Raw genomic sequence first — 14027 nt, forward strand, 5'->3', positions numbered from 1 at the left:
CGCACCGCGCTCTTCACATCGAGATGCACACCTCTTGAACGCCATCATGCGGCGGCTGTAGAGTAAGCGGCAAAGAGCCCCCATCTGGCGGAGTGGATGAGCGATCGGCTATCGGCTGCGGAGTCTGTGAGCTGATGTGAGCTTCTATGTCTGCGCCTGGTTCTGAAAATAGAACCTTCCATCTGATCGAAGTCGCCGAGCGTTTTGAGGGGGCGCCGCGACAGCTTCGCCGACGCTGGTCGGATGAGTTCAAGGCACAAGTTGTGGCAGAGGCGCTGGAGCCCGGCGCGAGTGTATCGGGGATCGCCCATCGGATCGGCATTCACCCGTCGCAGCTCTTCGCCTGGCGTCGCGATGCTCAGGCCGAACGAACTTACCTGTCGCGGCCTTCGAGTCGCGAAGCCGCGGTGGCGTGCATGTCAGACGCCGTGATCGAGATTTCCATTGGCGAGGTCGTCGTGCGCGCCGGCGTGGATTTCGACGAAGCACACTTGCAGCGGGTGATCCGGGCGGTCCGATCGGCATGATCCCCTCTGGTGTGAGGGTGTTCCTCGCCAGCCATCCGGTCGACTTCCGCAAGGGCGTCGACGGCCTTGTTGCGCTTGTGCGCGATGCCGGCTCAAATCCATTCGACGGGGCGCTTTATGTGTTCCGGGCCAAAAGAGCCGACAGAATCAAGATCGTATGGTGGGATGCTCTGGCGTATGCCTCTATTTGAAACGCCTTGAAAAGGCGAAGTTTTGCTGGCCGCGGATCGGGCATCATCGGGTGCAGCTCACCTCCGCGCAGTTGATGGCACTGGTGGATGGGATGGACTGGAAGCGGGTCTGGGCTGTGCCGGTCAGGCCGCCGGAGATTGTTGGGTAAAGCGCTGCGGCGAAGTGAATGAACCGCCTGAAAGGGTGAGAGAACCGGAGCAAAATGTGCTCTGGTCAGGTCAATGACGCCGCCCGATCTCGACCTCCCGAATGACGTAGAGATGCTGAAGGGCCATGGTGCTTGCCATGGCCGAAAGGGCGGCACGTGTCGATGCTCTGGAGAGCGAGGTCGTCGATCTCAAGGCCCGCAACGCCGATGCCGATGCGCGCATAGAGCGGCTGACGCAGATCCTGAAGGCCTTTGACCGCGCCCGGTTCGGCCGACGATCGGAGAAGCTCGGCCCTGCGAGCATCGATGACGAACAGCAAGCCTTTGCCTTCGAGGAGATCGAGACCGGCCTCGCTGCGATCAAGGCACAGGTCAACAAGGGCCGCGAGCGTGCGGATGGCAAACGCGCACCTCGTCGGCGCAAGGGCTTTGCGTCGCATCTGGAACGGATCGAGGTTGTCATTGAGCCGGAAGCGTTGGCTGAGCATGCCGGCAAGCAGAAGGTGCTGATCGGCGAGGACGTGTCGGAGCGTCTGGATGTGGAGCCGGCGAAGTTCCGGGTCATCGTCACCCGCCGTCCCAAGTATGCGTTCAAGAACGAGGACGGCGTGATCCAGGCGCCGACCCCAGCCCACATCATCGAGGGTGGCATTCCGACCGAAGCCCTTCTGGCCCAGATCGCCGTCTCCAAGTACGCCGATGGCCAGCCGCTCTACCGGCAGGAAGCCATCTACGCCCGCGACCAGGTCGAACTTGACCGCCAGTTGATGGCGCAATGGATGGGCAAGCTCGGCTTCGAGCTCGAGATCGTGGCCGACTACATCTTCAGCGAGGTCAAGAAGGCCGAACGGGTCTTTGCCGACGAAACCACCTTGCCGACCCTCGCTCCCGGCTCCGGATCGACGAAGACGGCCTACTTATGGGCCTATGCGCGCGATGACCGAACCTTTGGCGGCAGCGGTCCGCCGATGGTGGCGTATCGCTTCGAAGACAGCCGCTCCGGCGAATGCGCGGCCCGGCATCTCAATGGTTATCGCGGCATCCTGCAGGTTGATGGATACGCTGCCTATAACAAGTTGGCGCGACCCGATCGCGGCAATGATGGCATCACGCTGGCCGGCTGCTGGTCACACAGCCGGCGCAAGTTCTACGAGCTGCATGTTGCAGGAAGCTCGAAAGTGGCAACGGCGACGGTCGAGCGGATGGCAAAGCTCTGGCAGGTCGAGAAGACCGTGCGTGGCCAAAGCCCCGACGTACGCGTTGCCGCGCGCCAGCAAGTCTCCGCGCTGGTCGCCGCAGATCTCTTCGATCTCTGGCAGCAGACTTTGCGGCGGATCAGGCAAATCAAAGCTGGCCGAGGCAATCCGCTATGCCGTCTCGCGCCGTGCCATCTTCGAACGCTTCCTGACTGATGGTCGCATCGAGCTCGCCTCCAACATAGTCGAACGCGCCATCAGGCCACAAACAATTACGAGAAAGAATAGCCTCTTTGCCGGCAGCGACGGCGGCGGACGAACCTGGGCGACCATCGCAACACTGCTACAGAAAGCGAAAATGAACAACGTCGATCCGTTCGCTTGGCTGGCCCTAACACTTCAGCGTATCGCCAACGGCTGGCCGAGCAGCGAAATCGACGCGCTTATGCCATGGAACCACGCCGTGTGACGGCCGCAGCTTGCCGCTTACGCTGTAGAAACGACCGCGGAAAGAACCATGAACCCGGCAGCGGATGATTTTTGTCTAATCGGGGTTGACACCGTGCCCGCGATTAAAGAACTGACAACTGTGTTGATGTTATTGAGTCCGAGTCAGGAGATCAGGTAGTCACATTTGCATCAACGGACAGTCTCAGTCAGAGCTGCAACTGCGGCGGCGAACACAATCTGAGAACTGACGCCCAGTTTCCAAGCCAACTTACGGTTTGAGTGAATCGATCCGTGAAAGCGTTGAAGTGTGACCAGTGGTTCTCGTGGACAAATGCTATGCGCGAACTGCAATGCATCGGGGACCATCGCAGCGATGGGGCCAAGCGCCATAAGCCAGGCCGAAGTAGGTGTAGCAAACAACCAAACCGCGAGTGCGAGGCCTGCGCAGGCGTCAACACCAACGCACATGACATCGATTATCACGGCTCGGTTCAATCTAAGGCGTCGATTGTCGGCGCGTTTCCCGACGGATATCGACCGAAGTGGATAGTCCCAGTGCGGTATGGCGTCGATCGCAAAATGGCTCACAAAGCCGAGCACGGCCGCGAGTAACGGATCGGAAGGGAGTAAGCTGGCGATCGCGCCGCCGACGATCGCATGTGTACTCAGAATCATTGCGAAGAATCTCCGAGCCATCAAGTTCCAGACAATAACGACGGCCAACCCTCTCCGAGTTGTTGAGAGCAAAGCAAGGGACTGACCGCCCCGGCGATCCGGAAAGCGGCAGCGAGTTCGCCATGATCACCGGTGCGTCGCGCCGACCGGGTGGGTCGTACTGGAGAGCGCGGGACCGACGCCCTAACGTCCATATACCGCTAACGGGTTTGAAAGGTAAATGGCAGCACAGCACTTGCTTTTTGTGCCTGCTGCGGCGTGTTCCAGATTTTCGCGCGTCTCCTTCAGCTCAGCTTTGCCGGTGATCGGGCACGGCGTAATCGCGTTCCCCGTCTCAGAGCTAGCGCTATTCCCGGCCAAGGACCATTTTCGTAGCGCTAGCGGAAGCCGAAACACGCAACACTCGCAGAATTAAGAAACGTGCAGTTGCTGCAAACGCTGCCGTCTTAAGTTCATTGGGCGATTGTGCCTGCCACTCTCCCCCAGAACGAATTAGAGCCATATCATCATGTGGCGGCAACGAACTTTGGACCACCAGAACCTGAGTTTTTCACTCTTGATCACGTTGGCGGGCTCGATGCACCGGTGTGGTTTTGCAGCAAAATCGGCGGTCCCTTGCCGATCACCCATGGGCCGTTCTTCCTTATAGCATCTGCGCCAAGTCTCCACTTTTTCCTAGGCGTCCGCAAGGCTGAGGAACCAGGGAGGTTGAGGCATTCGGCCGGGAAGCGACCGTTGAACGCCTCGACGAATGCATTGTCGGTTGGCGTGCCGGGCCGTGAGAAGTTTAGCGAGACGCCCTGCTGTTAGGCCCATAGTCAAGGTCGCGCGACCCGAACTCGCTGCCTTAATCGACGCGGATCGTCGCCCGGAATCCCACTTCCTTGCAAGCCCTCTCCAGTATCGCCATGACGTCCCTGCCGCGGAAGGTGAACCGTGACTGCAGCACCGGTGAGAAGCGGGAGAAAATATCGACGATCGCGTGCACGCGCGGCTTATGCCCCGTCGTCTACTGATCGTGGACAAAATCCATCGCCCAGGTCGCGTTCTATCGCGTCGCAGGCCCGCAATCATCTCGCGACTTGGCCTTAACCTGGCACTTCGGCGTTTTCTTGCGCAATTGCGGGCCCGATTCGCGATAGATGCGACGTGTCTTTGTTCTGGCCGTGGCGCCATCGCTCGCGGTGCAGCAGAACGTGGACACGGCGATATCCGCAGCGAACGCGAACATGGCAGATCTTGACCTTGCCCCCTGGACTTAATCCAGATTGAAGTTCGCTCTGGCCCATATGAGGACCAGAGCATGAAGCGCAGCCGCTTTACGGAAGAGATGGGGTATTCGGTCACGATCGCCTGACCTATTTGCTGCGCGGCACGTTTTGACTGACGATCGTGGACCAACTCTATCCGAAGGAGAAACGTCATGATCTACGTCGGCCTCGATGTTTCGCTGAATTCCGTTGCGGTATGTGCGGTGGATGAGACCGGAAAGCTTATCCGGGAGGGAACGACGTTGGCGGACGCGCCATCGATTGTGCAGTACCTCGAACCATGGGCTGGTCAAGTTGAACGGGTGGGCCTTGAGGCAGGACCGACGTCAGAATGGCTGACCGCAAATCTAATCGAACTGGGGCTGCCGGCCGTCAGTTTGGAAGCCCGCCAAGTTAAGGCGGCGCTTTCGGCCATGCCGGTGAAGACCGATCGGAATGACGCCCGTGGGATCGCGCAGGTGGTGAGAACGGGATGGTTCAAGCCTGTTCACGTCAAGAGCATCGGCAGCCAAAGGGCGCGGACGCTGGCCGCGGCTCGCAAGCATATCATCCGCTCCATCGCTGCCACAGAGCAAGTCATCCGCGGACTTCTGCGTCCGCTCGGTCTCAAAGTCGGAATCGTCTCGCGGACTCTGTTCGCGACGCGAGTTCGTGAGTTGGTCGGCGACGACGCCTTGCTGGAGGCGATCATGAATCCACTGCTTGCCGGACGTGAAGCGCTGATGCGGGAGTACGCCCGACTGCATCGTCTGGTTCTGAAGGCCGTGCGCAGTGACCCGGCTTGTCGGCTCTTGATGACGATGCCAGGGATCGGCCCGGTCTCTGCGTTGACCTTCCGCTCCACTGTGGACGATCCCAGGCGATTCCTGCATTCCCAATCCGTCGGCGCCTATCTCGGGTTGACGCCCCGGCGATACCAATCTGGCGAGGTTGATCGGGTGGGACGGATCACAAAAGTCGGAGATGGAGAGACGCGCACAGCCCTGTTCGAAGCTGCCAACGTCGTTCTCAGGCCATCAACCCGATGGTCTCCGATGAAGGCTTGGGCGGTGCGTGTTGCCCACCGGCAAGGAAGCAAGCGTGCGAAGGTCGCGCTGGCCAGAAAGATAGCTGTCGTCCTTCACCGAATGTGGGTTGATGGAACCGAATTCCGATGGACGGCGGTGGCGTAAGGACGCCATCGTCATCCCAAGAGACGCCCGTCGCGGGGCGTGGGGATGGTCGAGTTCGTATGATCTGTCGTGGCGTCCGCCCTCCAGGTCGGGTGACTACGCCGAAGAGCTTGAACCGACCATTCAACCGAATCCCATCGTGTGGCGGCTTTGCCGACCACGAACAGAAGCAAGGTACCCGCGGCACGCGCACTTAAGGGATTGACAGAAGCAGACCGAATACAGAAGCAGACCGAATACAGAAGCAGATCATCGGGATTTTGAAGGAGCACGAGGCTGGCGTATCGGTTGCCGATCTGTGCCGCAAGCATGGCGTCAGCGATGCAAGCATCTACAAATGGAAAGCCAAGTTTGGCGGGATGGAGGTCTCGGAGGCCAAGCGGCTGAGGACGCTGGAGGATGAGAACACGCGGCTGAAGCGGCTTTTGGCCGACGCCATGCTGGACAATGCGGCGTTAAAGGACCTCCTGGGAAAGAAGTGGTGACGCCCGCGGGGAAGCGGAAAGCTGTCGCCCATCTCGTGGACGCCCACGGGATGAGCGAACGGCGGGCGTGTAAAGCCATCGGCTGTTGCCGCATGTCCATCAGATATCGGGCGACCCGGGCGGACGACGCGGCCCTACGCCAACGCATGAGAGCGATTGCCGAGGTGCGCCGTCGCTTCGGCTATCGGCGCCTGCATGTTCTGCTCAGGCGGGAGGGCTATCTGGTCAACCACAAGAAACTGTTCCGGCTCTACCGGGAAGAGAGGCTCGCGGTCCGTCGCCGTGGTGGCCGCAAGCGGGCGCTCGGGACCAGGGCGCCGATGGTGGTGCCGATAGCGCCGAATGACCGCTGGTCGCTCGACTTCGTCTCGGACCAGCTCACCGATGGCCGCCGCTTCCGCATCCTGACCGTGGTCGACGAGTGCACGCGCGAATGCCTGGCGTTGGTGGCCGACACCTCGCTGTCGGGCTCCCGGGTGGCGCGGGAGCTGGACCGGCTGATCATCGAGCGCAGCAAGCCCAAAATGGTGGTCAGCGACAACGGCACCGAATTGACCAGCAACGCCATCCTGACATGGGCCGATCAGAGCCGCGTCGCCTGGCATTACATCGCGCCCGGCAAGCCGACGCAGAATGCCTTCATCGAAAGCTTCAATGGCCGTCTCCGAGACGAATTGTTGAACGAGACGCTGTTCACGTCGCTGGCCCAGGCCCGGGTCGAACTCGGACATTGGCGGGCCGACTACAACTGCGCATCAGAACACCCATCTGGCTATGTGATTGAAGAGAAGAGATTTTGCTGAGCGGGATGCGATCCCGCGGGGTATTTTGGGTTCTGTCGCGCTCGTTCGGCGATAGATTGAGCGGCAGTTGTTATCAGCCAGGTGCGGGCGAAGATCCAAGGACCATCCGGGAGAGGATGGATGGATTCGATCTCGCCGGCTTCAGCGGCGAGCCGGAGCGTCTTGGGCGCGATCTTCAGGAGCTTTGCTGCGTTGCCAAGGTTGAGCCATGGCTCGATCCCGTCCTCGGCGGGCTTGAACACCGGGATGTGGTAGTTCGAGCGCATTGATGTGACGCGCTCGCGGGTCCAGCGATTGCCATTACCGGTCTTGAGGCCGTTGCGATTGAGGAGGCCGGCAATCAGATCGTCGCTGGCGATCAGCACGAACTGACGCACGGCCTGGATGATGTCGGCGGAGGTGCTGTTGCGCTGTCCGCGCCGGCGCTTGGGCAAGCGCAACTCGCTGTGGGCGCCCCCCACCCAATGGACGATGAGAACGATCTCCGAGGCCGCGTCGTCGATATCGGCCACGACCTCATGGATGAGGGTCCGCACAATGCGCTTCTTGAGGCGAGCATCCGTGGTCGGCGCATCCCAGACCGTTTTGAGGTTCGAGGCCAGAACGCCGAGCGAGGCTGGATCAGCAAGGGGTGCGGGCGTCGCCGCATCATGCATGGCGATCTTGGCCTCAACCTCCGCCGCGTGAGCGAGCGACCTGTTCCAGCGGGCTTCCAGCTCACTGGCCACCAGCCGGTTCGCGGGATCAGTGGCATCGTATTGCCGGAAGGCTCGGTCGGCGGCATAGCGCGCCGCTTCGAGGTCGCGACTGAGAGCATCGCGTACCTGATCGCGCCGTTCCCTGGCTCCCTTGGCGGCAGCGGTTGCGGCGGCGACAGCGCCCGGACCGACGACGCCAAGCAGTGCTTCCTCGATGGCATCATCGACGCGCAGTCCGCCGAAGGCGATGCAGTGGGCCCCGCCATTGTCCATCCAGGCGCGGCTGCAGCTGTAGCGAGGGATATGGTTTTCCATGCCGGAGTACCGGAGTGTGAGCTTGCGACCGCAGCGCTTGCAGCGGATCAGACCGGCCAGCAACGCGTCACCATGCTTGGGCGCGCCGTGATGCCGACTGGTGGGAACATTGCTGCTGACCATGGTGCGAATCGCCTCGAACTTCTCCCAGCTCACATACCCTTCGTGAGTGTTGGGCTTCAGCGTCAGCCAGTCGTTCCGCGCCTTGCGGCGGATCTTCACGCTCACGCCCGCGGTGCTGTATCCCGCCGCCACAGCTGTCTTACCATAGGCATAGGCGCCGCCGTAGACCGGGTTCTCAATGATCCGGTGGATGGCAGAGTAGTTTGGTCGCCGCCAGGCCGTGTCGCCGTTGGTCTGCTTCACCGGCAAATCGAGATTGTACTCGTGGAGCCAGCAGAGCGCCTGCCGCGCGCTGCCCAGTTCCTCGACCTTGTCGAACACCAGCTTGATCGCTTCCTGGACACGCCGATCCGGGTCTTTCTCATAACGGTCGCCGGCCTTCACGAAGCCGACGGGCGCTGTCACAACCAACTCGCCCCGGCGTGCCTTCTCGTAGCGGGCCGAGAGCGAGCGCTGGCGCAACAGATCCAGCTCGTACTCGTTGAGGCTGCCCTTGAGCCCGAGCAGCAGGCGGTCGTTGCCGTGCCTTGGCGCATAGATGGTCTCTTGATCGACCAGAACGGTATCGACCACGCGGCACATCTCGATGAGTTGCTGCCAATCCCGGCTATTGCGGGCGAAGCGCGAGACCTCGCGGGCGCAAACCGCACCAACCTTGCCGAGGCAAACCTCCGCCACCATTCGCTCGAATCCGGCGCGTTGTATGCCGCCGGCGGCTGAACGACCGAGATCATCATCGATCACTTCAATCTCTGACCACCCGAGTGCCGTCAGTCGGTCTCGCATGGCGTATTGCAGCGCGCTGCTCTCGCGATTGTGCAACACCTGATGGGCCGAAGATTGACGCACGTAAAGAATCGCCTTGCGCTCCAGATGATGAGGCCTGACCTTGTCAGAGATCATGATCGACCTCCTTCGCGCGCGGCGTCGCTGTCATCGCAGCATGGTCGAGGATCAATTGCGTCATCAGGCTCGTGAGCGCTGCCCGCGCTTCTGCTGGCAGATCCAGCCATGTGGGCGCGCCGACGGCGCCGTTCGACAGGCCACTCCCGAACAGATCCATCTGATGCTGCGGCCGCGGTTGTCGATTGCGTCGGTATCCGCTCCCTGGCACTGCCGTCTGCCGTGACATGAGTCTCTCCCCGATTCTGGTCGTGAGAGGCTCTGGATGCGCCAGAAAGCAGGGCAGCTGATGGCGTTCGATCCTTCAACGCCCGATCGAGAAGCGCAGAGAGCGCCGCAAGTGCGTCAATGCTGACAAACGGCTGAGCTGTCAAAGGCTCAGCGTCAGGGCATGCTGTCCGATCGAACATCCATGCTGGAACCTCCAACCATCGATCCGCTTGCGATCCATCAAGAGAGCAGCGGAAAGCGACATCATCAGCCTTCTCGACCCTTCCATGAACGCAAACTCGGCGACCAAACCAGGGATGATGTCGGTAAAGAACCTCGCGAAGAACCGTCCTGTGGGCGTTCTTGAGCCTTGTTGTACAACGATACGCGACCTCACTCGCAACTCGGATGGAAAACACCATCGGAGTTTGCCTTCACCTGCAACCCGCGACGGGATCTGGCGCTGCGCTATGCCGATGGCTCCGCACCAGCTCCCGTCGCTACCACCGCCCATTCGGGTAAATCCAACAGCCGGGGCGAACTCAGGACTAGATAAAACTTGATGTGGTGGAACGGCCCGCTCCAGCAGCATCAAAGTGCTAGAACGTGGTCGTTGTTCGAACGCCACAAAGGAGGGACCGTTCCGTGAAACAGGTTAGCACCATCGGGTTGGATTTGGCCAAGCACGTTTTCCAGGTTCACGGGGCGGATGCCCAGGGCTCACCCGTGTTCAACCGGAAGCTACGGTGCAGCGAAGTTCTGCGTTTCTTTGAGAAGCTGCCAGCATGCCTGGTGGGGATGGAAGCATGCGGTAGCGCCCACTATTGGGCACGCGAGATCGCAGCTCTCGGTCATGAGGTCCGGCTCATTCCGCCGGCTTATGTCAAACCCTTCGTCAAGCGTGGCAAGACGGATGCGGCGGACGCTGAGGCCATCAGCGAAGCGGTGATCCGAAAGACCATGCGCTTCGTGCCGATTAAGACGGCTGAGCAACAGGCTGCCGCGATGGTGCTGAAGACCCGCGCTCTTCTAGTGCGGCAGCGAACGCAGCCGGTCAACGCGTTGCGCGCGCATCTGGCAGAATTGGGGATCATCGCCACCGCCGGCCTGGCAAAGGTTGAGGCGCTGGTCGCAATCATACGGGATGAGACAGATGCTCGCCTGCCCGCAGCAGCGCGCTTCGCGCTGATGGCTATTGCCGACGAGATTGAAGCTTCAGCCGACCAGATCGAAAGACTCGAGCGCGCAATCGTCGTGGAAGCCAAGCACGACGAGGACATGCGTCGGTTGACCACGATCCCTGGCGTCGGCGCCATTACGGCGGCGACCATCAAGGCGCTTGTGCCGGATCCCGGCGGGTTCAAGTCGGCTCGCCACTTTGCCGCCTGGCTGGGATTGACGCCGCGGCCTCATTCAAGCGGAGGCAAAGAGCGGTTGGGACGAATATCGAAGATGGGAAATCCGGAACTCCGCTCTCTCCTCGTTGTCGGGGCAACGGCCGTCTTGCGGGTTGTCCGAAACGACACTCGGGCGCGGCCGTGGCTGAAGGCGCTTCTCGCCAGACGGCCCTTCAAGGTTGCCGCTGTCGCGCAGGCCAACAAGACGGCGCGGATTATCTGGGCGCTTCTGAACAAGGGCGGAATTTATCGGCGTCCCGACCCATTGGCGATTACCGCGGTGACGTAGTGACCGCCAAAACGATCTGACCGGCGCAGGCCGGCAGAGGGCAAGGTGCAACAACAGGCGATGAACCCATGGGACGAAATCCCGAAACGAGTGAAGCTACTGCCCCCAATGCGCTCAAGCGCGTAAACTTGATTTAGCTCCTCGTTCCGCGGATCTCATCGAGGCCAGCGGCCTTATTGTGCCGCGCGCAAAGGCCGGACATATGACCGCACCGTCCCAATGTGTGAATCGACTGAAAAAGCTCTTGCCTCGCGGGCCGTTCCACATATGGGGGCAAGGTCAATCTCCTTGATCCGATCTTCGAGGGCTGCCTGGCCGGAACGACGAGACTTGTAACGGTAGGTCGACCGGTCGAATCAAGCCTTGCGGATCGATACCTGCCACTCCGCACACCTCGTCGACCAGCTTGCGTTGCGGCCAAGCTTGATGGCTTTAGGCGGATCACGTCCTGCGGCATCTCCTTGACGAGCGACAGATCCGCCATCAGCTTCTTCAGCTTGGCGTTCTCATCCTCGGGCTGTTTCAACCGCCGCATCTCGGTGGGCAACCGTCACACTTCTTCCAGTTGAAATAGTCGTCTGGCCGATCCCGGCCTGCGGCAGATTGCGCCAGTAAAATCTCGTCATGGCCCTGCCTTAGGATGAACGCCTACTGGGCGTCCGAAAATTTTGACGCCTTCATCGTCGTCCGCTCCTCCGAGGCGAGGATTTGGCAGCGAAAACTCTAGCCAAAAATGTTCAGTCACGATACTTTGTAGGAGATTTGCGCGTTAGCAGCATCGCGGGCGATGCCAACTCACGGTTTATCAGCGGTGCCGAAGCCGGTATCTATGTTCACTAATGTACGCCACCCTGAAAACCCGAAAATGCGTCAGATGGCGATGAGAACTACAGCGACTATTGAGGCGATGGCAATTGCACTGATACGATCCCTCAATGCGAAGACAATTGGGTCGTCGTCCATTTGACGCCGGTGCGCCATCATGAGATTCCTGGCTGTCCAATACAGAAGAATTGGACAGATAAGCCATAGCGCTTTCGGATGTCGATAGAGTGTCTGAACATCGGGCGATGTAACATAAAGTGCAAAGATCGTGACAGCGTTCAAGCCAGCCGCCGCAACTAGAGCGGCAACGACATCAAGATCGCCGATCCTGTAGTCTCGATCTGGACGATCGGGGAGGCCGTGGTCGAGCCTGGTCGCCAGCTCTACGTAGCGTTTGATTAGCGCGAGCGATGTGAAAATGAAGATAGAGAAGATGAAAAGCCATTGCGAAATTTGAATTTCAACTGCCACCCCCCCTGCGACAATCCGCATCGTATAGAGCATCGCCAGCACAATAACGTCCACCAGCATCAGGCGCTTAAAAAAGACAGAGTAGGCGCTCGTTAGCACGAAATAGCCAACTAATACGCGGACAAACTCAAGTGAGATCATAGTTGCCAGCATTAGAGAAAATAGGAGGAGCGCCGGAACCATGAGCAAGCCGGTCCGAAGTTGGAGAAGCCCACTCGCAAAGGGTCGCGCACGCTTGCTAGGGTGCGCGCGATCAGATTTTAAATCTAGTAGATCGTTGAGGAAGTAGACGGCTGACGCGCAGGCGCAAAATGCTACAAAGGCGATCGCACCGGAGAAGATGTTAGCGAGCGTAAATTGATGCGCGGTCAGCGCTGGCACAAAAATAAGAAGATTCTTGACGTATTGGTGGACCCGAAGGGCCTTGAACCATACCCGCCTGTCCACATTTCCGCGATCTAACGGGACGTAGTTATCATTGAGCGCGACGAGCCTACTCCTTACCGAATTGGAAAGACCGACCCCGTAGGCTTTATCGGCAATCTCCCACACCGGTAAATCTGCGGGACCGTCGCCAATGTAGTCAAACCCGGACTTGCCAAAGGCAGCTGTGAGTATCTCGGCCTTCAAAGGTCCCGACAAATTCGTTTTCGCGTCAGAAGCAAACCAACCATCGAAGATCCCCAAGTGATCTGCAATGGCCTTCGCGTGTTTCCCGTTGGCTGCGGTAGCAAGGTAGACTTTTCTGCCCCCTGCTTTGGCGGCCTGGATTAGATCCAAAACGCAGGCATTATACGGGAGAGTTGCATAATCCAGGTCGGACGACTGAGCAAGCTGATGCTTTACGGCCGCTTTGCCATCTGCCAGAGCCCGAACGGCGGCAAAGTTTGCGTGGAATCCCAGAGGCAAGACGTTAAAGAAGGACTCATATAGCACATCCGTGAGCAGCAAAGATCCATCTAGATCAACTACTAACGGCTTGTAGGGGGGAAAAGCCGTATCGTCGGCGGGTTCAGCATTATGTCCGGCGAGCCAGACGTAGTCGAGAACTTTCGGTAAAACATCATCGACTTGCATCGGAGCACCGATAAAGGCGATGTAGCCGTCACGGTCGACGACAAAAGACGTGGGAATCCCGCGAGAAAGGTTCGGTTTCATCCAAAGCTCGTTCATTTCACCTGTGTTATCGCACGCAATCCGATAATTCAGATTCGGGAACTTTTTGGTCAACCATGCGTCCAGGTTAATTCGGGTATCATTCAGTGTTGAAGTTCGTTCGTAGGCCGCGATTCCGATGACCTCAAGTCCGCTGTTTCGATATTTCTCTTGCAGCTGCATCAGATGGGGCACTGCCGCCACACATAGTTCGCAAGTTGTCCAAAACTCAACGATATACACTTTCCCCGACTGAAAGCTCGTCAGTGGCTGTCCGCGCAGCCAGCTCTCCACCTTGATCCGAGGAGCCGGTGACCCAATGCGCAGCATCATGTTGCTCTCCAACGCTATTGGAAGACTGCTCGACTTTATGCGCGAGCTCCGTTTTCTCTCAGAAACGGGCGACACGTCTTCGGTGGGAGGAGAGTATCGCTCGTCTTGTGCGTCTGCGAGCACTCAGCCTCGTTTCAGTATTGCTGCGTTTTACTAGCAACGGCCGTGCCAAGGGCGTCGGCGCATACTAAGCACCAAACTCTCCACGCCCCCGAGATGTCGGTGTCTTGAACCTGACAGACTTTGTGCCGCTGTTAGAGACGGGACACGAATTGCGCGCTTCGCGTCCCCGGAAGAGCGTGGTTTGCCATTGCTTTTCTAATGCCTCCTCGAAGCCAGACAGGATTCGATAAGAGCGGCGATGCCGATTGGAGTCAAAATGGCGGGCC

Annotated in this window: 7 protein-coding genes and 7 pseudogenes; 8 read left to right on the forward strand and 6 right to left on the reverse strand. The window is 59.4% G+C overall.

The window, feature by feature from the left end:
• Positions 1 to 146 precede the first annotated feature (146 nt).
• From ACNJX9_RS34340 to tnpC, 4 genes and pseudogenes are all read left to right on the forward strand, one after another.
• Positions 147 to 527 carry a transposase gene (locus ACNJX9_RS34340; RefSeq protein ID WP_439406480.1) on the forward strand — a complete coding sequence of 127 codons (381 nt, stop codon included), beginning with the start codon at positions 147 to 149 and terminating at the stop codon, positions 525 to 527.
• Positions 524 to 867 (forward strand): annotated as a pseudogene (gene tnpB / locus ACNJX9_RS34345) (IS66 family insertion sequence element accessory protein TnpB). The gene ACNJX9_RS34340 and the pseudogene tnpB overlap by 4 nt, the downstream one beginning before the upstream one ends.
• Positions 868 to 1004: 137 nt before the next feature.
• A pseudogene (locus ACNJX9_RS34350) lies at positions 1005 to 1265 on the forward strand (transposase domain-containing protein); the annotation flags it as partial.
• A gap of 51 nt (positions 1266 to 1316) precedes the next feature.
• Positions 1317 to 2517 (forward strand): annotated as a pseudogene (tnpC, locus tag ACNJX9_RS34355) (IS66 family transposase); the annotation flags it as partial.
• A 185-nt stretch (positions 2518 to 2702) separates the two neighbouring features.
• Here tnpC and ACNJX9_RS34360 read toward each other — a convergent pair.
• A complete protein-coding gene (locus ACNJX9_RS34360) occupies positions 2703 to 3188 on the reverse strand; it encodes a hypothetical protein (RefSeq protein ID WP_439406481.1) in 486 nt (161 codons plus the stop codon).
• Between the two features lie 560 nt (positions 3189 to 3748).
• A pseudogene (locus tag ACNJX9_RS34365) lies at positions 3749 to 3976 on the reverse strand (integrase core domain-containing protein); the annotation flags it as partial.
• A gap of 635 nt (positions 3977 to 4611) precedes the next feature.
• Between ACNJX9_RS34365 and ACNJX9_RS34370 the strand changes: the two are divergent.
• The gene (locus ACNJX9_RS34370; protein ID WP_439406482.1) at positions 4612 to 5631 is read left to right on the forward strand and encodes an IS110 family transposase; all 1020 of its coding nucleotides are present in this window, start codon (positions 4612 to 4614) and stop codon (positions 5629 to 5631) included.
• Positions 5632 to 5867: 236 nt separating this feature from the next.
• Positions 5868 to 6880: pseudogene (locus tag ACNJX9_RS34375) on the forward strand (IS3 family transposase); the annotation flags it as partial.
• An 8-nt stretch (positions 6881 to 6888) separates the two neighbouring features.
• Here the strand turns inward: ACNJX9_RS34375 and ACNJX9_RS34380 are convergent.
• Both ACNJX9_RS34380 and ACNJX9_RS34385 read right to left on the reverse strand, forming a co-directional pair.
• Positions 6889 to 8958: a recombinase family protein gene (locus tag ACNJX9_RS34380; protein WP_439406484.1), complete on the reverse strand. Its 2070-nt coding sequence runs from the start codon at positions 8956 to 8958 to the stop codon at positions 6889 to 6891.
• A complete protein-coding gene (locus ACNJX9_RS34385; protein WP_439406486.1) occupies positions 8948 to 9118 on the reverse strand; it encodes a hypothetical protein in 171 nt (56 codons plus the stop codon). The genes ACNJX9_RS34380 and ACNJX9_RS34385 overlap by 11 nt, the downstream gene beginning before the upstream one ends.
• 426 nt (positions 9119 to 9544) lie before the next feature.
• On the opposite strand from ACNJX9_RS34385, the pseudogene ACNJX9_RS34390 reads away from it, so the two are divergent.
• Both ACNJX9_RS34390 and ACNJX9_RS34395 read left to right on the forward strand, forming a co-directional pair.
• Positions 9545 to 9724: pseudogene (locus ACNJX9_RS34390) on the forward strand (IS3 family transposase); the annotation flags it as partial.
• A gap of 89 nt (positions 9725 to 9813) precedes the next feature.
• Positions 9814 to 10854 carry an IS110 family transposase gene (locus tag ACNJX9_RS34395; RefSeq protein WP_439406487.1) on the forward strand — a complete coding sequence of 347 codons (1041 nt, stop codon included), beginning with the start codon at positions 9814 to 9816 and terminating at the stop codon, positions 10852 to 10854.
• A gap of 281 nt (positions 10855 to 11135) precedes the next feature.
• Here the strand turns inward: ACNJX9_RS34395 and ACNJX9_RS34400 are convergent.
• A pseudogene (locus ACNJX9_RS34400) lies at positions 11136 to 11496 on the reverse strand (IS3 family transposase); the annotation flags it as partial.
• Positions 11497 to 11724: 228 nt separating this feature from the next.
• A complete protein-coding gene (locus ACNJX9_RS34405) occupies positions 11725 to 13638 on the reverse strand; it encodes a UbiA family prenyltransferase (RefSeq protein ID WP_439406488.1) in 1914 nt (637 codons plus the stop codon).
• Positions 13639 to 14027 lie beyond the last annotated feature (389 nt).

This window comes from Bradyrhizobium sp. BLXBL-03, from assembly GCF_051853015.1.
Classification (GTDB): Bacteria; Pseudomonadota; Alphaproteobacteria; order Rhizobiales; family Xanthobacteraceae; genus Bradyrhizobium; species Bradyrhizobium manausense.

Coding starts and splice junctions, on each gene's coding strand:
- ACNJX9_RS34340 (WP_439406480.1), top strand. CDS start 147: ATGTCTGCGCCTGGTTCTGAAAATAGAACCTTCCATCTGATCGAAGTC.
- ACNJX9_RS34360 (WP_439406481.1), bottom strand. CDS start 3,188: ATGATTCTGAGTACACATGCGATCGTCGGCGGCGCGATCGCCAGCTTA.
- ACNJX9_RS34370 (WP_439406482.1), top strand. CDS start 4,612: ATGATCTACGTCGGCCTCGATGTTTCGCTGAATTCCGTTGCGGTATGT.
- ACNJX9_RS34380 (WP_439406484.1), bottom strand. CDS start 8,958: ATGATCTCTGACAAGGTCAGGCCTCATCATCTGGAGCGCAAGGCGATT.
- ACNJX9_RS34385 (WP_439406486.1), bottom strand. CDS start 9,118: ATGGATCTGTTCGGGAGTGGCCTGTCGAACGGCGCCGTCGGCGCGCCC.
- ACNJX9_RS34405 (WP_439406488.1), bottom strand. CDS start 13,638: ATGATGCTGCGCATTGGGTCACCGGCTCCTCGGATCAAGGTGGAGAGC.